The sequence below is a fragment of the Thioalkalivibrio sp. K90mix genome, assembly GCF_000025545.1.
GTDB lineage: Bacteria > Pseudomonadota > Gammaproteobacteria > Ectothiorhodospirales > Ectothiorhodospiraceae > Thioalkalivibrio.
Map to the genome: position 1 here is coordinate 1,281,875 of NC_013889.1, position 22,143 is coordinate 1,304,017.

Sequence of the window (22,143 nt, forward strand, 5' to 3'; positions counted from 1 at the left end):
AGTGGTTACCCCTGTGGTATGATCGCGAGCTTGTTCAGACGGACGGCGTAACCCTCGATGGCTGAATTTGCCAAGGAAATCTTCCCGGTCAATCTCGAAGACGAGATGCAGCAGTCCTACCTCGATTACGCGATGAGCGTAATCGTGGGCCGGGCCCTCCCCGATGTCCGTGACGGCCTCAAGCCGGTCCATCGCCGCGTGCTCTACGCGATGCGCGAGCTGGGCAACGACTACAACAAGCCGTACAAGAAGTCGGCGCGCGTGGTCGGTGACGTGATCGGTAAATACCACCCGCATGGTGACTCCGCCGTCTACGACGCCATCGTGCGCATGGCGCAGCCGTTCTCGATGCGCTACATGCTGGCCGACGGGCAGGGCAACTTCGGCTCCATTGACGGTGATTCCCCGGCCGCCATGCGTTATACCGAGGTGCGCATGGCGCGCATCGCGGCCGAGCTGCTGGCCGATATCGACAAGGAAACCGTCGACTTCATCGACAACTACGACGGCTCCGAGACGGAGCCGGCGGTACTGCCGAGCAAGTTTCCCAACCTGCTGGTCAACGGCTCCGCCGGGATCGCGGTGGGGATGGCGACCAACATCCCGCCGCACAACCTGCGCGAGGTGATCAACGCCTGTGTGGCGCTGATTGATGACCCGGAGATCTCCATCGAAGGTCTGATGGAGCACGTGCCGGGCCCCGATTTCCCGACGGCCGGGATCATCAACGGCGTGGAAGGCGTGCGCGAGGCCTATCGCACTGGTCGTGGCCGGGTGCTGATCCGGGCGCGCTCGCATGTCGAGCCGCTGGAGGGCGGACAGCGCGAGGCGATCGTCGTCACCGAACTCCCGTACCAGGTGAACAAGGCCCGCCTGACCGAGAAGATCGCCGAGCTGGTCAAGGAAAAGCGCATCGACGGCATCTCGGAGCTGCGCGACGAGTCGGACAAGGACGGCATGCGCCTGGTCATCGAGCTCAAGCGCGGCGAGATGGCCGAGGTGGTCCTGAACCACCTGTACATGCACACGCAGATGCAGAACGTCTTCGGCATCAACATCGTCGCCCTGGTTGACGGCCAGCCGAAGGTGCTGGATCTGCGTCAGGTGCTGGAGTCCTTTCTGCGGCATCGCCGCGAGGTGGTTACCCGCCGCACGATCTTCGACCTGCGCAAGGCGCGCGAGCGCGCCCATATCCTGGAAGGCCTGGCGATCGCGCTGGCCAACATCGACCCGGTGATCGAACTGATCCGTGCCGCCCCCAACCCGGCCGAGGCCAAGGCCGGCCTGCTGGCGCGCAGCTGGCCGCTGGGCGTGGTCAGCGACATGCTCGACCGGGCCGGGGCCAGCGCCTCGCGTCCGGAGGATCTGGCAGCGGACTACGGCGTGGGCGACGACGGCTATCGCCTGTCCGAGGCCCAGGCGCAGGCGATTCTGGATCTGCGCCTGCACCGCCTGACCGGGCTGGAACAGGACAAGATCCTCGACGAATACCGCGAGTTGCTGGACCTGATCGAGGACCTGCTCGACATCCTCGGCTCGGGTGAGCGCCTGCAGCAGGAGATCCGCAACGAACTGCTGGCCGTGGCCGAGCAGTTCGGCGACGAACGCCGTAGCGAGATCCGCGAGCGCCAGGCGAACCTCACCCTGGAAGACCTGATCGGCGAGGAAGACGTCGTGGTGACGCTCTCCCACGCCGGCTATGTGAAGTACCAGCCGGTGGCCGACTACCGCGCGCAACGCCGAGGCGGTCGCGGCAAGGCGGCCGCGAGCTTCAAGGAAGAGGACTTTGTCGACCGGTTGCTGGTCGCGAACACGCACGACACGGTGCTGTGTTTCTCCAGCCGCGGGCGGGTCTACTGGCTGAAAGTCTATGAACTGCCACAGGGTTCGCGCGCCTCGCGTGGCAAGCCGATCGTGAATCTGCTGCCGCTGGAAGCGGACGAGCGAATCAACGCCATCCTGCCGGTGCGCGAGTACGACCCGGACCACTATGTGTTCATGGTGACCGCGCGCGGAACGGTCAAGAAGACCCCGCTGACCGACTTCTCGCGCCGCCGCTCGACCGGGATCATCGCGGTGGATCTGCGCGACGACGATTACCTGGTGGACGTTTCGCTTACCGATGGCCAGATGGACGTAATGCTCGTTACCACGGCCGGCAAGGCAGTGCGCTTCTCCGAGAACGACGTGCGGCCGATGGGCCGTACCGCCTGCGGTGTGCGCGGCGTGCGCATGGAATCGGATCATCGCGTGATTGCGCTGCTCAATGTCGCCGAGGGTGCCGCCTTGCTGGCCACCGAGAACGGCTACGGCAAGCGGACTCGCTTCGACGAATTCCCGGTCCACCGTCGTGGCGGCCAGGGCGTGATCGGGATCCAAACCGAGGGGCGCAACGGGCCACTGGTCGGGGCCGCGCGCGTGCTGGAAGACGACGAGGCGATGCTGATCACCACGGGCGGTACGCTGGTGCGTACACCGGTGGACCAGATCCCGCTGATCGGGCGCAATACGCAGGGTGTGCGGCTGATCCGCCTGGACGAGGGCGAGCGCCTGGTGGAACTGGCCCGGGTCGAAAAGCTGCAGGGCGAGGATGAAGACCTGGACGACGACAGCGACAGCGAGGACGACGAATCCACGCAGAACACCATGGACAACGGAGATCCGGAATGAGCCGAGTGCATAACTTCAGTGCGGGGCCGGCTGCGCTGCCGCAGGCGGTCCTGGAACGGGCACGCGAAGAACTGATCGATTTCCATGGCGCCGGGATGTCGGTTATGGAGATGAGCCATCGCGGCAAGCCGTTCATGCAGGTTGCCGAGAAGGCGGAGCAAGACCTGCGCAAGCTGATGAACATTCCGGACAACTACAGTGTGCTGTTCCTGCAGGGTGGGGCGACCGGCCAGTTTGCGGCGATCCCAATGAACCTGCACTCGGGCGGAAAACCGATGGACTACATCGACACCGGGGCCTGGTCGGGCAAGGCGATCAAGGAAGCCCAGAAGTTCGGGCCGGTGAATATCGTCGCCAGCTCGCAGGCCAGTGGCTACGCCTCGATCCCGGCGCGCGACAGCTGGAATCTGGACCCGAATGCCGCCTACGTGCACTACACCCCGAACGAGACGATCGGTGGCGTGGAGTTTCACGAGGTCCCGGATGTCGGGGGCAAGCCGCTGGTGGCGGACATGTCCTCCACCATCCTCTCGCGCCCGATCGACGTGTCGAAATTTGGCGTGATCTACGCGGGCGCGCAGAAGAACATCGGGCCCGCCGGGCTGACCGTGGTGATTGTTCGCAATGACCTGCTGGACAAAGAGTCGAATCCGAATCTGCCGGCGGTGGTCGACTGGACGCTGCAGGCGAAAAACGACTCCATGTACAACACGCCGCCGACCTTCGGCTGGTACTTGGCGGGACTGGTCTTCGAGTGGCTTCTGGAGCAGGGCGGGCTGGACAAGATGGCCGAGATCAACCAGCGCAAGGCCGAGAAACTCTATCATTTCGTGGATAACTCGGCGTTTTATCGCAACCCGGTCGAGCCGGATGCGCGTTCGTGGATGAACGTGCCGTTTATCCTCGCGGACGACTCGCTGGATGGTACGTTCCTGAACGAGGCCGATGCCGCCGGGCTGTCGTCGCTGAAAGGGCATCGTTCGGTGGGCGGTATGCGCGCTAGCATCTACAACGCCGTGCCGGAGAGTGCTGTGGACGCGCTGATCGAGTTCATGGCGGACTTCGAGAACCGCCACGCCTGAGCGTGTCCCCCTGGGGTAACCGATCACGGAGGACCCGGATGTACCGCATACAGACCTACAACAATATCGCCATACGCGGGCTGGATCGCTTCCCGCGGGACCGTTACGAGGTCGCCTCGGACATCAATCAGCCCGACGCGCTGATGCTGCGCTCGTTTAATCTGCACGATGTCGATATCCCGGAGTCCGTGCTGGCCGTCGGGCGGGCTGGCAGCGGGGTGAACAATATCCCGGTCACGGCGCTGTCGGACCGTGGGGTTGCGGTATTCAACGCGCCCGGGGCCAACGCCAATGCGGTCAAGGAGCTGGTGATCGCCGGCCTGCTGCTGGGCGCGCGCAATCTGCTCCCGGCGGCCGGCTATGTGCAGGAGCTGGACCCGAGCAAGGACGACTTCATGGCCGCGGTCGAACACGGCAAGAAGCGGTTCACGGGCTTCGAACTGCCCGGGCGCAAGCTCGCCGTGCTGGGACTGGGCGCCATCGGTGTCGGCGTGGCCAATGCGGCCAAGGCCCTCGGCATGGAAGTCGTGGGTTTCGACCCCAAGGTCACGGTCGAGAATGCCTGGCGCCTCGATTCGGACATCGAGCGGGCGCGCTCCGTGGAAGCTGCCCTGGAGGGTGCCGACGCGGTGACGGTACATGTACCGCTGACCGAGAACACTCGCCATATCGTCAATGCCAAGGGGCTGGCTGGTATGAATCCAGGCGCGATGGTGCTGAACCTGGCGCGCGAGGGCATCGTCGATGACGAGGCCGTGCGCGAAGGGCTCGATGCCGAGCGGCTGCACGCCTACATTACCGACTTCCCGGTGCCCAACATGCTGGGCCACCCGCGGGTCATCACGCTGCCGCACCTGGGGGCTTCGACGACCGAGTCGGAAGAGAACTGCGCGGTGATGATCGCCGACGAGCTGCGCGACTATCTCGAGAACGGCAATGTGGTCAATTCGGTGAACCTGCCGACCCTGGTGCTGGACCGCAAGGGCGACACCCGCATCGCGGTGGTCAACCGCAATCTCCCGGATCGCGTGGCGCGCATCTCGCATGTCCTGGGCGAATCCAACCTGAACATCCTGCACCTGATGAACGATTCCCGTGGGGATCTCGCGTATACGCTTTTGGACGTGGACGGCAAGCCCGACCCGTCTACGCTGGATGCGTTGCTGCAGATTGATGGCGTGCTGCGCGCACGGGTGCTGTAGATCGTGACGAAGAAGGGGCCATCGCCGAAAGCCGCTACGGGGCCGGAAGACCTCGGGTCCTTGCGCAACCGCATCGACGCGCTGGACGGGCAGTTGCTGGAGCTTCTCAGCGAGCGTGCACGCTGCGCCGAGGCGGTCGCGCGGGTCAAGCGCGACTTCGAGCCGAATCCGGTCTTCTACCGGCCGGAGCGCGAGGCCGAGATCCTGCGGCGCGTGCGCGAGGAAAATCCCGGGCCCTTGTCCGGCGAGGCCGTGGTCCGGCTGTTCCGGGAGATCATGTCCGAGTGTCTGGCGCTCGAGCACCCGCTGACGGTCGCCTATCTGGGCCCCGAGGGTACGTTTACCCACCTGGCGGCACGCAAGCACTTTGGTCATGCGGTGGAGACCACCCCGCTGACCTCGATCGATCAGGTGTTTGGCGCGGTGGAAGCCGGGCGGGCGCAGTTCGGTGTAGTGCCGATCGAGAACAGCTCCGAGGGCGTGGTCACGCATACCGTGGACTGTTTCCTCGATTCGCCGCTGCAGATCTGCGGCGAGGTCGTGACGCCGATCCATCATCATCTTCTGGCGCAGGCCGAAGACCTGAGCCAGGTTCGCCGTGTCCGCGCGCACGCCCAGGCACTGGCCCAGTGTCGGCAGTGGCTGGACACCCACCTCCCACACGCGGAGCGCGAGGCGGTGTCCTCCAACGCGCGGGCGGCGGAGGTCGCGGCGAAAGATCCGGAAAGCGCGGCGATCGCCAGCCGCGTGGCCGCCGAGCACTATGGTGTTCCACTGCGGGTGCAGCATGTCGAGGATCGCGCGGACAACACCACGCGCTTCCTGATTATTGGCACCGCGTCCACCGAGCCGAGTGGTGCGGACCGGACTTCAATCATGCTTAGTACCGCGAACCGGCCAGGGTCGCTGTATGCACTGCTCAAGCCGATCGCAGAGGCCGGCATCAGCCTGACCCGGATCGAGTCGCGGCCCTCGCGCTGCACCCAGTGGACCTATGTGTTTTTCCTGGATCTGGTGGGCCACCAGAAGGATCCGGCAATCCAGGATTGTCTGGAACAGCTGCGCCAGACCGCCGATACCGTCAAGGTGCTGGGGAGCTACCCCCAGGCCGCTACCTAACCGAGACATTCCATGGCTTCACGCAACCCCGCGTCCGATATGAACCCGGGTGGCTTTGATGCCGCCGCGCTTGTCGTGGATGGCGTTCGGGGCCTGACGCCCTATCAGCCCGGCAAGCCGATCGCGGCGCTCGAGCGGGAGCTGGGTATTCAGCAGGCGATCAAGATGGCCTCCAACGAGAATCCGCTGGGGCCCTCGCCCCAGGCGGTGGAGGCCGCGCGCGCGGCGATGAGCGAGGCCCACATCTATCCCGATGGGGCAGGCTTCGAACTCAAGGCCGCGCTAGCCACTCGGCATGGTGTCGATCCGGATGCCATTACCCTCGGCAATGGGTCCAACGAGATCCTGGAGCTGATTGCGCGGGCGTGGCTGGCGCCCGGTCGTACCTCGGTTTTTTCGGCTCATGCCTTTGCGGTATATCCGCTGGTTACCCAGGCGGTGGGGGCCGAGGCACGGGTGGTCGAAGCGCTGCCTGCGACCGACCTGGAACAGCCCTACGGGCATGATCTGGCGGCGATGGAGAAAGCCGTGGATGACGCCGTGCGGGTGGTGTTCGTGGCCAATCCGAACAACCCGACCGGGACCTGGGTCGGGCGCGCGGCGCTCGAGGCCTTTGTGGCGGCGATGCCGGCCACCACGCTGGTGGTGATCGACGAGGCGTATGCGGAATACGTTGAACAGGAAGACTATCCCGACACCACCCAGTGGGTCGCGCGCTACCCGAATCTGATCGTGACCCGCACGTTTTCCAAGATTCAGGGCCTTGCCGGCCTGCGCCTGGGGTACTCCATCAGCTCACCCGCGGTCGCGGAACTGCTCAATCGCGTGCGCCAGCCGTTCAATGTTAATGCCGTGGCACAGGCTGCGGGCCTCGCCGCGCTGGGGGACTCCGCCCATATCGAACGTTCGGTGCGCGTCAATCGCGAGGGCCTGCTGCAGCTGGGCGAGGGGCTGCGCGAGCGGGGGCTGCGCGCGATCCCGTCTGTAGGCAACTTCATCACCTTCGACACCGGGCGTGATGCGGGGCCGGTGTACGAGGCGCTGCAACACGAAGGCGTGATTACGCGCCCCGTGGAGAACTACGGGCTGCCCGGGCATCTGCGGGTGACGGTCTCCACGGCCGAGGACAACGAACGCTTCCTGCAGGCACTGGATCGAGCCCTGGCATGATCGAGCGGCTGGTCATCTTTGGGGTTGGCCTGATTGGTGGCTCGCTCGCGCTCGCCTTGCGCGAGGCGGGAGCGGTACGCGAGATCGTGGGCTGTTCGCGCAATGCGGACAACCTGCGCGAGGCCGAGCGTCTGGGCGTGATCGACCGCTGGACGACCTCGGTGGCGGAGGCCGCGGAAGGGGCGGATATCGGCGTACTGGCAGTGCCGCTGGGGGCAATGGGCCCGCTGGCACGCGACCTGGCCGGCTGCTGGCCGGACGACAGCCCGTTGACGGACGTCGGCTCGAGCAAGCAGGCCGTGATCGACGCGGTGACCGAGGGCTTTGGCACCACGCCGCGCCAGTTTGTGCCCGGTCACCCCATTGCCGGGACCGAGAAGAGCGGGGTGGCGGCGGCATTCCCCAGCCTCTTTCGGGACCGGCTGGTGATCCTGACCCCGGCGGATGCGACCAACCCGATGGCCAGCGATCGCATTGCACAGATGTGGCAGGCGACTGGTGCGCGGGTGGAATTCATGACACCCGCCCACCACGACCGGGTGCTCGCGGCGACGAGCCATCTGCCTCACGTGCTGGCCTACACGCTGGTGGCGTCACTGTCGGACATGAGCGAGCGCGACGAGATCTTTCATTATGCGGCGGGCGGCTTTCGCGATTTCACCCGCATTGCCTCGTCGGACCCGGTGGTCTGGCGCGATATCTGCCTGGCCAACCGCACGGCCATCCTCGAGGTGATCGAACGCTACCAGGGTGACCTGGAGCAGTTACGCGGGATGATCGAATCGGCGGACGGGCCCGCGATCGAGACGCGCTTTCGGCACGCAAAGGAAACCCGGGATCGTTTTTGTGACCCGGCGGATGCACAACTGGATACCTGACAGATGAACACCTTTACCGTACAGCCGGGGGGCACGCTCTCCGGTGTCGCCCGTGTGCCGGGCGACAAATCCATTTCCCATCGCTCGATCATGCTGGGTGCGCTGGCCGAGGGCGAGACGCGTGTCACCGGCTTTCTCGAAGGGGCCGATTGCCTGGCGACGCTGGAGGCCTTTCGCGCGATGGGTGTGCCGATCGAGCGCAAAGGGCCAGGCGAGGTCGTGATCCAGGGCCGGGGCCTGCAGGGCCTGCAGGCCCCGGATCGCCCGCTGGACATGGGTAACTCGGGGACCGCCATGCGGCTGCTCTGCGGGGTGCTCGCCGGGCAGTCGTTCGATAGCGAGCTCATCGGCGATGAATCCCTGACGCGTCGCCCCATGCGCCGGGTCACCGAGCCCCTGGCGCTCATGGGTGCACAGATCGAGACCAGTGAGGCCGGTACGCCGCCTTTGCGCATCCGTGGCGGCGCACCCCTGCGGGGCACCGATCATGTGCTGCAGGTGGCCAGCGCACAGGTCAAGTCCGCGATCCTGCTCGCGGGATTGTGGGCAGACGGGAAAACCTGTGTGACCGAGCCCGCGCCCACCCGGGACCACACCGAGCGGATGCTGAATGGCTTCGGCTGCGTCGTTACCCGGGATGGTCCCAAGGCCTGTGTGACCGGTGGCGGGCGCCTGCAGGCCAGTTCGGTGGATGTCCCGGCGGACATTTCCTCGGCCGCGTTCTTCCTGGTGGGCGCCAGCATCGCGACGGGCTCGCAGATGCGCCTGGAACACGTCGGCATCAATCCGACCCGGACCGGTGTGATCGACATCCTGCGCCTGATGGGCGCGGATATCCGCGTGGAGAACGAACGCGAAGCCGGCGGCGAGCCGGTGGCCGACATCGAGGTACATGCCACGCGCCTGAAGGGGATCGAAATCCCGACCGAGCTGGTGCCGCTGGCGATCGACGAATTCCCGGCCATCTTTGTCGCCGCGGCCTGCGCCGAGGGCGAGACGGTCCTGACGGGCGCGGAAGAACTGCGGGTCAAGGAGAGCGATCGCATTCAGGTGATGGCCGATGGGCTTCAGGCGCTGGGTGTGCAGTGCTCGGTGCAGCGCGATGGTATTCGCATTCTGGGCGGCGAGGGTTTCGCCGGCGGAGAGATCGACAGCCATGGCGACCACCGTATCGCGATGTCGTTCGCGATGGCCGGGCTGCGGGCCAGTGGCCCGATTCGCATTCGTGACTGCGCCAATGTGGCGACATCGTTCCCGGGTTTCGTGGACCTTGCCCGTAATGCCGGTCTGTCGCTGGAGGCGGCATGACGGCGGCGATCCCGGTGCTCGCCATTGACGGCCCGGGTGGTGCCGGAAAGGGGACGGTGTGCATGCGCGTCGCCGCGGCGATGGGCTGGCACCTGCTCGACAGTGGGGCCCTGTACCGACTGCTGGGCCTTGCGGCGCGCCAGCATGGGGTGGAGCTGACCGATATCGAAGGACTCGAACGCCTGGCCGGCGCACTGGACGTCAGCTTCGAGATCGACGGCGATGCGGCAAGGGTAACGACCCTGCTTGAGGGCCAGCCGGTGGACGTGCTCCTGCGCACCGAACAGGCGGGTTCCGATGCCTCGCAGGTCGCCGCGCTGCCCGCTGTACGCGAGGCATTGCTCGATCGCCAGCGATGGTTTGCTCAGGCCCCGGGGCTGGTCGCGGACGGGCGCGACATGGGCACCGTGGTGTTCCCGGATGCGGACCTCAAGATCTTCCTGACGGCCTCGGCGGAGGAGCGGGCGCGCAGGCGTTACATGCAGTTGAAGGAACAAGGACTTAGTGCTAATCTTTCCGCCCTTCAGGATGAGATGGAGGCGCGCGACCGCCGTGACCGCGAGCGTAGCGTGGCTCCCCTCAAGCCCGCCGAAGATGCCTGGGTGCTGGATACCACGGAACTCGACATCGTCAGCGTGGTGGACATGATCCTGGAGCGCCTCCGGGACGTACTCCCGGAACAAAGCCCCCGAATCGAGGGATAGCCTCGAAGCGGGTACATTAACGTTCAAACCCTCTTGTAGGAAGTTTCTTCAAGAGTTTGTTTAATCACAGGTTTTTAAATCCATGAGTGAAAGTTTCGCGCAACTGCTCGAAGAGAGCATGGCCTACACCCAGATGCAGCCGGGTGCCATCCTCAGTGCCACCGTCATTGAGGTCACCCCGGATGTGGTCGTGGTCAATGCCGGCCTGAAGTCCGAGGGGGTCATCCCCACCGAGCAGTTCATGAACGACGAGGGCGAGCTCGAGGTCAAGGTCGGCGATGTCGTCGAAGTGGCCCTCGAAACCCCCGAAGACGGTTTCGGCGAGACGCGCATGTCGCGCGAGAAGGCCAAGCGGGCCAAGGCCTGGGATCGTCTTGAAGGTGCGATGGAAGAAGAGCAGTACGTCACCGGCAAGATCTCCGGCAAGGTCAAGGGCGGGTACACCGTCGAGCTGGGAGACATCCGTGCGTTCCTGCCCGGTTCACTCGTGGATGTACGTCCGGTGCGCGATACCGCGTACCTGGAAGGCAAGGAACTGGAATTCAAGCTCATCAAGCTGGATCGCCGCCGCAATAACGTGGTCGTATCGCGCCGCGCCGTGGTCGAGCAGGAATACAGCGCCGAGCGCGAAGAACTGCTGAAGAACCTGCAGGAAGGCGCGGTCGTGAAGGGCATCGTGAAGAACCTGACCGACTACGGTGCGTTCCTGGATCTGGGCGGCATCGACGGCCTGCTGCATATCACCGACATGGCCTGGAAGCGCGTGAAGCACCCCTCCGACGTGGTCGAGATCGGCCAGGAAGTCGAAGTCAAGGTGCTGAAGTTCGACCGCGAACGCATGCGCGTCTCGCTGGGCCTGAAGCAGCTGGGCGAGGATCCGTGGGAGAACATCACCCGCCGTTACCCGACCGGCACCCGCATCTTCGGCAAGGTCACCAACATTACCGACTACGGCTGCTTCGTGGAAATCGAAGACGGCGTGGAAGGCCTGGTGCACGTGTCCGAGATGGACTGGACCAACAAGAACGTCAATCCGGGCAAGGTCGTGGCCATCGGCGACGAGGTCGAGGTGATGATCCTGGACCTGGACGAAGAGCGCCGCCGCATCTCGCTGGGCATGAAGCAGTGCCAGTCCAACCCGTGGGACGACTTCGCCGCCAACCACAATCGTGGCGAGAAGGTCCGTGGCCAGATCAAGTCGATCACCGACTTCGGTGTGTTCGTCGGTCTGGATGGCGGCATCGACGGCCTGATCCACCTGTCCGACCTGTCCTGGCACGAGGCCGGTGAAGAGGCGATCCGCAACTTCAAGAAGGGCGACGAAGTCGAGGCCGTGGTGCTGTCGGTGGATCCGGAGCGCGAGCGTATCTCCCTGGGTCTGAAGCAGCTGGACCGCGATCCGTTCTCCAACTTCGTGGCCGAGCACACCAAGGGCAGCATCGTGAAGGGTACGGTCAAGGAAGTGGACGCCAAGGCGGCCGTGATCGAGCTGGCTGACGGTATCGACGGCATCCTGCGTGCGGCCGATATCTCCCAGGACCGTGTGGAAGATGCGCGGACCGTGCTGAACGTTGGCGAAGAGGTCGAGGCCAAGTTCATGGGTGTGGACAAGAAGACCCGTGCGATCAGCCTGTCGATCAAGGCCAAGGACCGCGCCGAAGAGGCCGAGATGGTCTCCGACTACTCCGCGAGCGGTAGTGCGACGACCTCCCTTGGCGATCTGCTGAAGGAACAGATGGGCAAGAACGACTAAGTCCGTCACAATAAAGTCCACGGTGTCCGTACGGATGCCGTGGACTGTTTTTTATCCGCACACTGCGGATCTCTTTCTTCTGTCTGTGACGAGCGTCAGATGACCAAATCGGAATTGATCGAAAGCCTCGCCCAGAAATCGCCTCACCTGCCCGCACGGGATGTCGAGATGTGCGTGAAGGCGTTGCTGGAACGGATGAGTCAGGCCCTGGCGCATGGTCAGCGAGTCGAGATTCGTGGCTTCGGCAGCTTCTCCCTGCATTTCCGCCCGCCGCGTCTTGGACGCAATCCCAAGACCGGGGAAGGGGTGGCACTGCCGGGCAAGCATGTCCCGCATTTCAAACCCGGCAAGGAACTGCGCGAGCGGGTCAATAGCCCCGCGGTTGTCGACGAGTAATCGGCATGTCCGATCGACGGCGCCAGCAGGTCCGCAACGCAGTCGCGTTTGCCTTGCTGATCCTGATCTCTTCGGCGATCGGTATTCTTGTGGTGTTCAACGAGGGCCAGGTCACCCTGAGCCTGCCATGGGTAGACGTGCAAGCGCCCCTGGTAGTCCTGCTGGGCATTTCCGCGCTCGTGGGTGTGGTCGTCACGGCCGCCATTCTGCTTCTCCGTATCCGCCGACTGAACCAGAAGGTGGCGGACCTGCGCGCGGAGAATCGCGCATTGAAGACCGAGGTCGAGCAGATGCGAACGGCCCCGATGCGGGATTTTTATTAGTGCAATGCGGATCACTGTGCATGCCCGCGCTGGAGTCCATTTCGCCCACGCGCACAGTGCAGCCGGTGAAGGCTAGCCTTGAGGCACAAACGACGCGCCATGTCTTCCGCTACGTCCGAGAATCGATCGACCATATGGTTGGGATGGCTCGTTTCCTCTCCCGTGAACGCTCGTTTATTGATCACCCGATGTAACAAGATTGGTTGGCCAGGCCCTTCTCGTGGGTCATGTTGCAGGGTGTGGAAACGGGTATGCCTCGCAGCGTTCGCTCGGCCCTGTGGCCCGGCCCGAAAGCTGGGGTCGCTGTCCGAGTCCGGGAGCGTCACGTGATCAACGACTGGTTCTGGCTCTTGCTGCCCGTGGCGGCGGCAAGCGGCTGGTGGGTAGCCCGTCGCGTCCACCCGGAAGACCCAGGGGACCAGGAACCTTCCCTTCACCGTTACCTTGAGGGCGTCCGATATCTGCTGGACGACCGTACCGATGATGCCTTGCAGGCCTTCATCGAGATGGTGGAGGTCGACCACGAAACCTTTGAGACCCATGTGATTCTTGGACGCCTGTTCCGGCGTCGAGGCGAGGTCGATCGGGCGATCCGGATCCATCAGAACCTGGTGGCGCGTCCTTCTCTGAAGGACGAGCAGCGGGCCCAGGCGCTGAACGAGCTCGGGCAGGACTTTCTGCTAGCCGGCGTTCTCGATCGGGCCGAGGCGGTCTTCCGCGAGCTTGCGGACTCGCCGCATCAGGCGGTGCAGGCGCTGAAGGGCCTGCAGCATGTCTATGAAACCCAGCGTGAATGGGAGCGCGCGATCGAGGTCGGCACACGACTGAAAGCGCATAACGTGCCGAATGAACATCTTCGAATCGCGCATTATCACTGTGAGTTGGCGACTATTGCGCTGGAGCAAGGTGACCGCTCAACCTCCGCCGAGCGAGCGGCACAAGCAGAGGGGCTGGTCCCTGGGCTGTCGCGCGCGCTGCTGATCAAGTCCGAGATCGCGGAACGCGAAGACCGCATCGCCGATGCGATTGCATGCGGCCGTGAGGCCGTGGCCCGTACGCCACCGCTGGCACCCCTGGTCGTGCCGCGCCTCGAGCGGTTGCACCAGGCACTGCCAGGTGAGAACCGCCTGGGGCAGCTGGAGCAAACCCTGGAAGATCTGGCGAACAGCCGCGGTATCACCGTGGCGCGGATCGCACTGATGCGGTTGTACCGTCGCACCGGGCGGCTGGATGCCGCACTCTCCGAACTCGGGATGATCCTTTCGCAACGCCCGGTGCCGACATCGGGCTTGCTCGAGGCCGTGCGCTGGATGAAGATTCTCCCCGCGGTGCAGGAATACAGTGTGGAGTTCGCCGCGTTCGAGAAAGCGCTTTCGGATCAGCTCGGAAGCCAGCATCTGTACCAGTGCATGAACTGTGGCTACCAGGGTCGAGCGCACGTCTGGCAATGTCCGAGCTGTCGCCGATGGGATACCCTGCGGGGGCTGGATTTTGAACTCGATGCCTCTACCGAGGAGGCTGAAGATGCGCTGGTCCGCGAAGGGACGCGCTGAAACCCATTTAATCAGGAAGAGCCATGCGAGCAGTCGTTCAGTCCCCAGCCCCGCGTCTGATCGTGGCACTCGACTTTGCCGATGCCGACGGTGCCATCCAGCTGGCGCAGCGTCTCGATCCGTCATTGTGCGCCCTGAAGGTCGGGTTCGAGTTGTTTGTCGTGGCCGGGCCCGATTTATTGGGCAGACTGCACGATCTCGGCTTTCGGGTATTCCTCGATCTCAAGTTTCACGATATCCCCAACACAGTGGCCGCCGCCTGCAGGGCAGCGGCGCGAACCGGCGTATGGCTGGTAAATGTGCACGCCAGTGGTGGCTTGCAGATGATGCAGGCGGCGCACGAAGCGGTCCGCGAGGTCAATGATCACACCGCCGTTCTGGCGGTTACGGTTCTGACCTCCAGCGACGCACACACGCTGCGCGAGATTGGCGTTCAGCGCAGCCCGGAGGCCCAGGTGCGCCTGCTGGGCAATCTGGCCATCGCGCGGGCTGGGCTGGAGGGGCTGGTGTGTTCTGCGCAGGAGGCAAGCCTGCTGCGTGAGGAGCTGGGCTCTGGCCCGATGCTGGTGACCCCCGGAATCCGGCTTCCGGAGGCCGAAGGAGACGATCAGCGCAGGGTGATGACACCGGAGAACGCGATCAAGGCCGGTGCCAGCGCCATTGTGGTGGGGCGACCCATTACCCGGGCGGTCGATCCGGCGGCCGCTGCGACCGATTTCGCACATCGCCTGGAGAGGGTTTTCCAGAGCCGCTGATCCCGTTAGGATGACCTTGGCGCAAGGGTTGCGCCGGTTATCACTCAACATGGAGCAGTTAACATGAAAAATGCCATCTACTGTGTGAAATGCTGGTTCTTCGCCGCCTTGTGCGTGCTGCCGCTGGCGCTGGTTACGGCATCAGGCGGGCAGACGCCGGTGAATGTGAACTCGGCATCGGCGGATGAACTCGCGACGCTGGACAACATCGGCCAGGTCAAGGCCGAGGCGATCGTCGAGCATCGCGAGGCCCACGGTCCGTTTGCCTCGGTGCAGGCGCTGACGGACGTATCCGGCGTCGGCGAGCGCACGGTGGAGATGAATCTCGACCGTATCGAGGTCGAGTAGCCCGATCGAGGACGACGGGGCCGATCCCCGTCGTCTTTTCCCACCTGGAGTCAGGATGAACCCGAATACGCCACCGATCCGTACCGCTGTTTTTCCTGTCGCGGGCATGGGCACCCGCTTTCTTCCGGCCACCAAGGCCAACCCCAAAGAGATGCTCCCCATTGTCGACAAGCCGCTTATTCAGTACGCGGCCGAGGAGGCCGTGCGTGCGGGTATCGAGACCCTGGTGTTCGTGACCGGTCGCAACAAGCGTTCCATCCCCGATCACTTCGACAAGGCCTACGAGCTTGAAACGGAGCTGGAAGAGCGCGGCAAGACGGAGATGCTGGAGAAGGTGCGCAATATCGTGCCGTCCAACGTGACCTGTGTGTACGTGCGTCAGGCCGAGGCACTGGGTCTGGGACATGCGGTAGCCTGCGCGCGGCCGGTGGTACGCAACGAGCCCTTTGCGGTGATCCTGGCCGATGACCTGATCGAAGAAGAGCAGGGCGGTGCCACGAAGCAGATGGTCGAGGCCTTTAACCAGCATGGATGCAGCGTGCTGGGCGTGGAAGAGGTGCCGGCGGACCGCACCCATCAGTACGGCATCATTGATCCGGTGCAAACGGGCCCGCGCACCTGGGACGTACGCGGGATTGTGGAGAAGCCGCAGCCGGCGGACGCACCCTCCAATGTCGCGGTCGTGGGCCGCTATATCCTGACCCCGCGCATCTTCGAGCTGTTGGCCGAGCAGGAGCCCGGTGCTGGGGGCGAAATCCAGCTGACCGACGCAATTGCCAAGTTACTTCAGGAAGAGCGTGTAACTGCCCTTAATTTCGAAGGTCGCCGCTTCGACTGTGGAAGCAAGCTGGGTTATCTGGAGGCGACTGTGGAGTTCGCGCTGATGCACCCGGAGCTGAAGGACGACTTTGGCGCCTATCTGAAATCCCGCGCCAGCACCTCCTGAAGCCTCACCACCAGAACCTCCGCTGACGCGGACGTATCGGAAGCCTTCCGCGCCAGTACTGGATGGCGAGGAAGCCGAACGCCATCCCGCCCAGATGCGCGAAATGCGCAATACCGGCGAGGGTGCCCGAGATCCCCAGGTAGAGTTCCAGGGCGCCGTAGGCGATGACGAAGTACTTTGCCTTGATGGGGATCGGCAGGAAGAACAGATAAAGCCGCTGGTTGGGGAACATCATCCCGAACGCCAGCAAGACCCCGAACACGCCGCCGGATGCCCCAACAGTGGGATAGACCATCCCATTGTCGCCATAGGCGGTGACCATAAGCTGTACCAGCCCTGCGCCGATCACGCAGATGAGGAAGTACAGGGCGAAGGTCCTGGAGCCCCAGGCGTTCTCGATCTGCACTCCCAGCATCCAGACGGCAAACATGTTCACCGAGAGGTGAACGAGGCCTCCGTGCAGGAACCCGTAGGTCAACAGCTGCCAGAGCTGGAAGTCCGGCACACGTAGCCATTGCCCGTCCTGCAGGATCATCGATGGCGTTCCGATGGGCCACAGGGCGAAATGGGTCATCAGCCAGTCGCCCAGCCAGGGCAGGGCAAGAAAGAGCGCCACGTTGGTGATCAGCAAAAAGCCGATCACCGGTGGCATCATGCTGAAATCGGGGTGGCGCGGGTCCGGGTGCGTCATCGGGGCCGGGATCAGCGAAAGTCGTCGGTGACCGCGCCGCGACTGGCGGATCCGACCTGACGGCTGTACTTCCCGAGCACACCTCGATCAAAGCGCGGCGGGGGTGCCTGCCAGGCACTGCGGCGACGCGCCAGTTCGTCCTCTGGTACCTCGAGCGCGAGACGATTACGGTCGGCATCGACCTCGATGATGTCGCCCTCGCGCACCAGGGCAATGGGCCCACCTTGCGCCGCCTCGGGAGCGACATGTCCGACGACGAGACCGTAGGTGCCTCCGGAGAAGCGTCCGTCGGTAATCAACGCAACGGAGTCGCCGAGACCCGCGCCGATGATCGCTGCCGTGGGGGCGAGCATCTCGCGCATACCGGGCCCGCCGCGGGGGCCCTCATGACGAACCACGATGACGTCGCCAGCCTGAATCCCGCCCGCCAGGATGGCGTCCAGGCATTCCTCCTCGGATTCGAATACGCGCGCGGGCCCGCGAATCGAAGTGGACTTGAGCCCGGTGATCTTGGCCACGCTGCCTTCCGGCGCCAGATTGCCCTTCAGGATCGCCAGGTGCCCCTGCGGGTACAGGGGGGCATCCAGCGGGCGGATGATGGTCTGGTTCGATGGTGGTGCATCAGGGATGTCTGCGAGGACCTCGCTTAGGGTCTGGCCGGTAATGGTCAGGCAGTGCCTGTGCAGAAGACCGGCGTTCAGCAGGATCTTCATGACCTGCGGTGTGCCCCCCACCGCATGGAATTCCGTGGTCACGTGTCGACCGGAGGGCTTCAGATCGCACAGTACCGGGGTTTTCCGGCGGATCCGTTCTACGTCATCCAGAGCTAACGGCACGTTGGCACAGTGGGCAATGGCGAGCAGGTGGAGCACGGCATTGGTCGATCCCCCGACGGCCATAACCACGGCCAGGGCGTTCTCGAAGGCCTCGCGCGTGAGGATGTCGCGCGGCTTGCGGTCGGCATGGATCGCCTCCAGGAGGACCTCGGCGGAACGGGCGGCGGAGTCGGCCTTTTCCGGGTCCTCGGCCGCCTGGGTCGACGAGCCCGGCAGACTCATGCCCATCGCCTCGAAGGCGCTGGACATGGTATTGGCTGTGAACATGCCGCCACAGGAGCCGGCTCCCGGGCAGGCATTGCGCTCCACGCCGGCCAGGTCTTCATCCGACAGCTTTCCCGCCCCATGCTGTCCGACGGCCTCGAACGCACTGACGATCGTCAGGTCCTGGTCCTTGTAGCGTCCCGGCTTGATCGTGCCTCCGTAGACGAAGATCGCGGGCACGTTAAGCCGGGCGATCGCCATCATGGCGCCGGGCATGTTCTTGTCGCAGCCGCCGGTGGCCAGCAGCCCGTCCAGACTCTGGCCGTTGACGACCGTCTCGATCGCGTCGGCGATCACCTCGCGCGACACCAGGGAGTACTTCATGCCCGGGGTGCCCATCGAAATGCCGTCAGAGATGGTGATGGTGCCGAAGGTCTGCGGCATGCCGCCCGAGGCTCGTACGGCCGATTCCGCACGTTCGGCCAGTGCCCCGATCCCCATGTTGCAGGGAGTGATGGTGCTGTGGGCGTTGGCAATGCCAACGATGGGGCGCTGGAAGTCGTCGTCACCGAAGCCCACGGCCCTGAGCATGGCGCGGTTGGGGGTGCGGCGTGGCCCTTCGGTGACGACGCGGCTGCGTCGATTGTCCTGGGTCATCGAGTCGTCCTGTCCGTTGTCCGGCCCGGGAGAGGGCGGACTAGTGGGTGCGAGAATTGCTTCCCCGGCAGTAGCGCCCATTGAGGAAGTGATCGAAGAACTGGCCCAGTGCCGGATGGTCGATCTGCTGGCCGGAGGTGTCGGGTTCCAGGTGGCGTTCGGCCACATACGTGCTGTGCGAGTACCCGTCCACCAGCACGTGGTACCACGGCCGGTCCTTGGGGGGGCGGCTCCTGGCCACGGTTTCGTACCATTCGTCCGAGCCGGAGTAGACCGGGTCGACCTCGACGATCACACCGCGGTAGCCGAACTTGGTATGGTGGACCAGTTCACCCACGGTGAAGCGTGTTCCCTGTGTCATCGCTGCCCCCTGGCGGCGTTTGGTGCATTAATTGCGCTGCATTGACAGTGTCTCTCAGAAAAGACCATCGCCCGGGTCTCGCGTTCCGGCGCGTGGTCCTGAACCCGCAAAGCGAACGTATACCATGTCCCGTGACGTCAGCATCCCCCGCCCCGAATTTCACCGGGCCGTGCCCGAAAATGATGACCGCGAACGCAAGATCTGCAGTCACTGTGGCTTCGTGGACTACGAGAACCCGCGGATTGTGGTGGGCGTCGTCGCCACATGGGGAGAGCGGGTCCTGTTGTGCCGCCGGGCGATCGAGCCGCGCAAGGGTCACTGGACGCTGCCCGCAGGATACATGGAGCTCGGCGAGTCGACCGAGCAGGGCGCCGAGCGAGAGGCCTGGGAGGAGGCGCGCGCCCGGCTGCGTATTGATCGCCTGCTCGCGGTCTACAGTCTGCCGCACATCGGACAGGTGCAGATGATCTACCGCGCCGAGCTGCTGGGGGACGACGTTGCCCCCGGACCCGAGTCCAAGGAGGTCGCGCTGTTCGACTTCAATGATCTGCCCGGGGAGCTCGCGTTTCCGTCGGTGTCCTGGGCCCTGGGGCACTACCAGCAAACGCGCCACCTGGGCGAATTTTCGCCGATGGGCGCCCCGGAGTCCGCGAGTCCGCTGGGCGGGTTGTAGATCAGCCGTCTTGCGCGGCCCGGGACGGTCCGTAGTCCCGGAACTTCTCCAGCACGCGCGCCATTTCGTCGTCGCCGAGGAGCTGCGGGCCGCCAATTTGCAGGCTCAGCACGTACTGCTGCGCGAGCAGCTCGACTTCCTCGGTCAGCCACAGGGCCCGCGCGAGATCCGGCCCCGTCGCAATCATGCCGTGGTTGGCCAGCAGGCACGCCAGTCGGTCCTGCAGGGCCTCCACCGCATAGCGTGAAAGCTGCTCCGTGCCGAACGTGGCATAAGGGGCACAACGGATCGAATTGCCCCCGGCCGCCGCCACCATGTAGTGCAGGGCGGGGATATCACGCCCCTGAATCGCGACCACGCTGGCGTAGGTCGAGTGGACATGCACCACGGCGTTCAACTCCGGGCGTGCGTGGAGGATCGCCCGATGAAAATGCCACTCGCTGGAAGGCTTCTGATGATCTGGCCAGCGTCCCTGTGCGTCAACCGCGACCAGGTCCTCCGGGCGCAGGGCTTCGTAGGGCACGCCGGACGGGGTAATCAGCATGCCATCGCCCAGGCGCGCGCTGACGTTGCCCGAGGTCCCCTGGTTCAGACCACGGCGGTTGGTCTCGAGCGCGGTGTCGATAATCCCCTGGCGCAGGGCCATTTCATCGGTGGCAGGCATCGGTGTCCGGGCGGATGGATGGAAGCCGGATTGTATCGCGACAGGCGCCAAGGATGTCTCGGGGAACACCCGCTAGTTTATGGGGTCAATGTCGAAAGGCTGGCGTGAGCGGGACGTGAAGACGCGGATGGCGCGAACGCCGGCTGGACATCTATATTGAAGGCTGCACATGGCAGGCCGCAGCGGTTGCGCGGCACTTTCGATGTTCCTTGAACAGGGAGGACAACCTATGAAAAAACCCCTTCGTTTTCTGACTGCGGCTTCCGTTGCCGGGACCCTGGCGTTGGGCTTGGGTGCTGTGCATTCCGTACATGCCTTTGACGAGCACGAGGCCACTATTGATTACCGTCAGGGCGTGATGCGGTCCATCGGCGGGAACGTCGGCTCCATCGCCGCAGTCGTTGTCGACGGCGCCGAATTCGGCGACAACCTCGAGATGCACACCAGGCATCTGGTGGATCTCACCGCGGACATCCCGGCACTGTTCCCTGAAGGCAGTGATTTCCCCGATACCGATGCCAAAGAGGAGATCTGGGACGACTGGGACCGGTTCAAGGAGCTCTCTCAGGACACCAAGGATGCGGCCGAGGCATTGCATGCCGCGGTTGAAGCCGGTGACGACGACGAACTCCCGATTCGCTTCCGTAACCTGGGGCAATCCTGCCAGGCCTGCCACGACGACTTCCGCCGCGACTGATCGGTGGTGGTGACGACAAGGCGCACAGGGCCGGCCGTCTGGCTGCCGGCCCTGGCCGTTGCGGCCCTTGCATGGGGTTCCGTCGCACAGGCGGAGGTGGAGATCGGTGAAGAGGATCCCCAGGCGGGCGAGGACGAGCGCATTGCCTACGGCGAGTATGTCTTGCGTGCCGGTGGTTGCGTGACCTGCCACACCGCGGAGGATGGCGACTTCCTGGCCGGTGGGCGGCCGATCGAAAGCCCCTTCGGCGTGTTCTACGGCCCGAATATTACCCCGGACGAAGAGCACGGCATTGGCGGCTGGTCGGAGGGCGACTTCAAACAGGCCCTGAGGGAAGGGCGAAGCCCGAACGGCACCCATTACTACCCGGCGTTTCCGTACACCGCATACACGAAGATGACGGACCAGGACGTGGAGGCGTTATGGGCCTATCTGCAGTCCGAGGTCGAACCGGTCGCCAGGGAGAACACCCCGCATGATCTGGACTGGTTCGTGCGCTTTCGGCCATCGCTGAGCGTATGGAAATGGCTGCATTTCGAGCCGGGCGAATTCCAGGCGAATCCCGACGAGTCCGAGGAGTGGAACCGCGGCGCCTATCTGACTCAGGCCCTGGGACACTGTATGGAATGCCATACCCCGCGCACCCGGACCGGCGGGCTGGACCTCGAGCGCCTCGGAGCAGGGGCCCGCATGCCGGATGGCGACGTGGCACCCAATATAACGCCGGACCGGGAAACGGGCATCGGCCGATGGGGCGCGCGCCATATCGCCCGCTACCTGGAGATGGGCATCACCCGTGACGGCGACTTTGCCGGTAGCAGCATGGCCGACGTGATCGAGCATGGCACGTCCTACCTGACCAGTGACGACCGCCGGGCAATCGCGGCCTACCTGCAGTCGCTGGACCCCATCGAACACGAGCCGGACTGAACGAGACGTGGGCTGCATGAAAAAGGGCCAGGCTGCATCGCAGACCTGGCCCTTTTTCTTCTATCTGGCTCCCCGGGACGGGCTCGAACCGCCGACCTAGTGATTAACAGTCATATCCAATCCACTTTGCGGGGTGCTTACACAACGTTGCAGTAGTTTGCAAAGGCTTGATATAGGGCGCTTTCCCGTGCATTGTAAGTCATAAGTCGTTCGCGCTGAATCG

General features: G+C 64.4%; 22 protein-coding genes. 18 read left to right on the top strand and 4 right to left on the bottom strand.

The window, feature by feature from the left end:
- Positions 1–57: 57 nt before the first annotated feature.
- The 15 genes from gyrA (at position 58) to galU (ending at position 16,207) form a co-directional block, all read left to right on the top strand.
- On the top strand, positions 58–2,670 hold the full coding sequence (gyrA, locus tag TK90_RS06050) for a DNA gyrase subunit A (protein WP_012982603.1): 2,613 nt from the start codon (positions 58–60) through the stop codon (positions 2,668–2,670).
- Positions 2,667–3,752, top strand: a complete 1,086-nt coding sequence (gene serC, locus TK90_RS06055) for a 3-phosphoserine/phosphohydroxythreonine transaminase (protein WP_012982604.1) — start codon at positions 2,667–2,669, stop codon at positions 3,750–3,752. Before gyrA ends, serC begins: the two co-directional genes overlap by 4 nt.
- Before the next feature lie 38 nt (positions 3,753–3,790).
- Complete coding sequence (locus tag TK90_RS06060) at positions 3,791–4,954, top strand: 3-phosphoglycerate dehydrogenase family protein (protein ID WP_012982605.1); 1,164 nt, start codon at positions 3,791–3,793, stop codon at positions 4,952–4,954.
- 60 nt (positions 4,955–5,014) lie between these two features.
- Positions 5,015–6,073, top strand: a complete 1,059-nt coding sequence (gene pheA, locus TK90_RS06065; RefSeq protein WP_020146707.1) for a prephenate dehydratase — start codon at positions 5,015–5,017, stop codon at positions 6,071–6,073.
- Between the two features lie 12 nt (positions 6,074–6,085).
- Positions 6,086–7,243 (top strand): histidinol-phosphate transaminase, encoded by a 1,158-nt coding sequence (gene hisC, locus TK90_RS06070; protein ID WP_012982607.1) that lies wholly within the window; start codon positions 6,086–6,088, stop codon positions 7,241–7,243.
- Complete coding sequence (locus TK90_RS06075; protein ID WP_012982608.1) at positions 7,240–8,121, top strand: prephenate dehydrogenase/arogenate dehydrogenase family protein; 882 nt, start codon at positions 7,240–7,242, stop codon at positions 8,119–8,121. Before hisC ends, TK90_RS06075 begins: the two co-directional genes overlap by 4 nt.
- 3 nt (positions 8,122–8,124) lie before the next feature.
- Positions 8,125–9,429 carry a 3-phosphoshikimate 1-carboxyvinyltransferase gene (aroA, locus tag TK90_RS06080; RefSeq protein WP_012982609.1) on the top strand — a complete coding sequence of 435 codons (1,305 nt, stop codon included), beginning with the start codon at positions 8,125–8,127 and terminating at the stop codon, positions 9,427–9,429.
- Positions 9,426–10,133, top strand: a complete 708-nt coding sequence (gene cmk / locus TK90_RS06085; RefSeq protein ID WP_012982610.1) for a (d)CMP kinase — start codon at positions 9,426–9,428, stop codon at positions 10,131–10,133. The genes aroA and cmk overlap by 4 nt, the downstream gene beginning before the upstream one ends.
- Positions 10,134–10,215: 82 nt before the next feature.
- Positions 10,216–11,886 carry a 30S ribosomal protein S1 gene (gene rpsA, locus TK90_RS06090; protein ID WP_012982611.1) on the top strand — a complete coding sequence of 557 codons (1,671 nt, stop codon included), beginning with the start codon at positions 10,216–10,218 and terminating at the stop codon, positions 11,884–11,886.
- A gap of 39 nt (positions 11,887–11,925) precedes the next feature.
- A complete protein-coding gene (locus tag TK90_RS06095; RefSeq protein ID WP_255349327.1) occupies positions 11,926–12,282 on the top strand; it encodes an integration host factor subunit beta in 357 nt (118 codons plus the stop codon).
- Between the two features lie 5 nt (positions 12,283–12,287).
- Positions 12,288–12,605, top strand: a complete 318-nt coding sequence (locus tag TK90_RS06100; protein WP_012982613.1) for a lipopolysaccharide assembly protein LapA domain-containing protein — start codon at positions 12,288–12,290, stop codon at positions 12,603–12,605.
- A 326-nt stretch (positions 12,606–12,931) separates the two neighbouring features.
- Entirely contained in the window at positions 12,932–14,158 is a 1,227-nt protein-coding gene (locus TK90_RS06105) for a tetratricopeptide repeat protein (RefSeq protein ID WP_012982615.1), read from the top strand.
- A 23-nt stretch (positions 14,159–14,181) separates the two neighbouring features.
- Entirely contained in the window at positions 14,182–14,913 is a 732-nt protein-coding gene (gene pyrF / locus TK90_RS06110; RefSeq protein WP_012982616.1) for an orotidine-5'-phosphate decarboxylase, read from the top strand.
- 63 nt (positions 14,914–14,976) lie between these two features.
- Positions 14,977–15,261: a ComEA family DNA-binding protein gene (locus TK90_RS06115; protein ID WP_012982617.1), complete on the top strand. Its 285-nt coding sequence runs from the start codon at positions 14,977–14,979 to the stop codon at positions 15,259–15,261.
- 55 nt (positions 15,262–15,316) lie between these two features.
- On the top strand, positions 15,317–16,207 hold the full coding sequence (galU, locus tag TK90_RS06120; RefSeq protein ID WP_012982618.1) for a UTP--glucose-1-phosphate uridylyltransferase GalU: 891 nt from the start codon (positions 15,317–15,319) through the stop codon (positions 16,205–16,207).
- 4 nt (positions 16,208–16,211) lie between these two features.
- On the opposite strand, the gene TK90_RS06125 is transcribed toward galU, so the two are convergent.
- Genes TK90_RS06125 through hspQ form a run of 3 tightly spaced genes read right to left on the bottom strand, consistent with a single transcriptional unit; the run spans position 16,212 to position 18,956 of the window.
- The gene (locus tag TK90_RS06125; protein WP_012982619.1) at positions 16,212–16,898 is read right to left on the bottom strand and encodes a rhomboid family intramembrane serine protease; all 687 of its coding nucleotides are present in this window, start codon (positions 16,896–16,898) and stop codon (positions 16,212–16,214) included.
- Between the two features lie 11 nt (positions 16,899–16,909).
- The gene (gene ilvD, locus TK90_RS06130; RefSeq protein WP_012982620.1) at positions 16,910–18,595 is read right to left on the bottom strand and encodes a dihydroxy-acid dehydratase; all 1,686 of its coding nucleotides are present in this window, start codon (positions 18,593–18,595) and stop codon (positions 16,910–16,912) included.
- A gap of 40 nt (positions 18,596–18,635) precedes the next feature.
- Positions 18,636–18,956 carry a heat shock protein HspQ gene (gene hspQ, locus TK90_RS06135; RefSeq protein WP_012982621.1) on the bottom strand — a complete coding sequence of 107 codons (321 nt, stop codon included), beginning with the start codon at positions 18,954–18,956 and terminating at the stop codon, positions 18,636–18,638.
- Positions 18,957–19,080: 124 nt separating this feature from the next.
- On the opposite strand from hspQ, the gene TK90_RS06140 reads away from it, so the two are divergent.
- Positions 19,081–19,629 (top strand): NUDIX hydrolase, encoded by a 549-nt coding sequence (locus TK90_RS06140; protein WP_012982622.1) that lies wholly within the window; start codon positions 19,081–19,083, stop codon positions 19,627–19,629.
- 1 nt (position 19,630) lies between these two features.
- Here TK90_RS06140 and TK90_RS06145 read toward each other — a convergent pair whose 3' ends face one another.
- Positions 19,631–20,293, bottom strand: a complete 663-nt coding sequence (locus TK90_RS06145; protein WP_012982623.1) for an L-fuculose-phosphate aldolase — start codon at positions 20,291–20,293, stop codon at positions 19,631–19,633.
- A 229-nt stretch (positions 20,294–20,522) separates the two neighbouring features.
- On the opposite strand from TK90_RS06145, the gene TK90_RS06150 reads away from it, so the two are divergent.
- Both TK90_RS06150 and TK90_RS06155 read left to right on the top strand, forming a co-directional pair.
- Complete coding sequence (locus TK90_RS06150) at positions 20,523–20,990, top strand: cytochrome c (RefSeq protein ID WP_012982624.1); 468 nt, start codon at positions 20,523–20,525, stop codon at positions 20,988–20,990.
- A 3-nt stretch (positions 20,991–20,993) separates the two neighbouring features.
- Positions 20,994–21,920: a cytochrome c gene (locus tag TK90_RS06155; RefSeq protein ID WP_012982625.1), complete on the top strand. Its 927-nt coding sequence runs from the start codon at positions 20,994–20,996 to the stop codon at positions 21,918–21,920.
- The last annotated feature ends 223 nt before the right edge of the window (positions 21,921–22,143 follow it).

Excerpts from the sequence above, each read along its gene's own strand:
- ilvD (WP_012982620.1), bottom strand. The coding sequence starts at position 18,595 with ATGACCCAGGACAATCGACGCAGCCGCGTCGTCACCGAAGGGCCACGC.
- TK90_RS06075 (WP_012982608.1), top strand. The coding sequence starts at position 7,240 with ATGATCGAGCGGCTGGTCATCTTTGGGGTTGGCCTGATTGGTGGCTCG.
- galU (WP_012982618.1), top strand. The coding sequence starts at position 15,317 with ATGAACCCGAATACGCCACCGATCCGTACCGCTGTTTTTCCTGTCGCG.
- gyrA (WP_012982603.1), top strand. The coding sequence starts at position 58 with ATGGCTGAATTTGCCAAGGAAATCTTCCCGGTCAATCTCGAAGACGAG.
- aroA (WP_012982609.1), top strand. The coding sequence starts at position 8,125 with ATGAACACCTTTACCGTACAGCCGGGGGGCACGCTCTCCGGTGTCGCC.
- rpsA (WP_012982611.1), top strand. The coding sequence starts at position 10,216 with ATGAGTGAAAGTTTCGCGCAACTGCTCGAAGAGAGCATGGCCTACACC.
- hisC (WP_012982607.1), top strand. The coding sequence starts at position 6,086 with ATGGCTTCACGCAACCCCGCGTCCGATATGAACCCGGGTGGCTTTGAT.
- pyrF (WP_012982616.1), top strand. The coding sequence starts at position 14,182 with ATGCGAGCAGTCGTTCAGTCCCCAGCCCCGCGTCTGATCGTGGCACTC.
- TK90_RS06145 (WP_012982623.1), bottom strand. The coding sequence starts at position 20,293 with ATGCCTGCCACCGATGAAATGGCCCTGCGCCAGGGGATTATCGACACC.
- TK90_RS06115 (WP_012982617.1), top strand. The coding sequence starts at position 14,977 with ATGAAAAATGCCATCTACTGTGTGAAATGCTGGTTCTTCGCCGCCTTG.
- TK90_RS06100 (WP_012982613.1), top strand. The coding sequence starts at position 12,288 with ATGTCCGATCGACGGCGCCAGCAGGTCCGCAACGCAGTCGCGTTTGCC.
- TK90_RS06140 (WP_012982622.1), top strand. The coding sequence starts at position 19,081 with ATGTCCCGTGACGTCAGCATCCCCCGCCCCGAATTTCACCGGGCCGTG.
- hspQ (WP_012982621.1), bottom strand. The coding sequence starts at position 18,956 with ATGACACAGGGAACACGCTTCACCGTGGGTGAACTGGTCCACCATACC.
- cmk (WP_012982610.1), top strand. The coding sequence starts at position 9,426 with ATGACGGCGGCGATCCCGGTGCTCGCCATTGACGGCCCGGGTGGTGCC.
- TK90_RS06150 (WP_012982624.1), top strand. The coding sequence starts at position 20,523 with ATGAAAAAACCCCTTCGTTTTCTGACTGCGGCTTCCGTTGCCGGGACC.
- serC (WP_012982604.1), top strand. The coding sequence starts at position 2,667 with ATGAGCCGAGTGCATAACTTCAGTGCGGGGCCGGCTGCGCTGCCGCAG.
- TK90_RS06125 (WP_012982619.1), bottom strand. The coding sequence starts at position 16,898 with ATGACGCACCCGGACCCGCGCCACCCCGATTTCAGCATGATGCCACCG.
- TK90_RS06060 (WP_012982605.1), top strand. The coding sequence starts at position 3,791 with ATGTACCGCATACAGACCTACAACAATATCGCCATACGCGGGCTGGAT.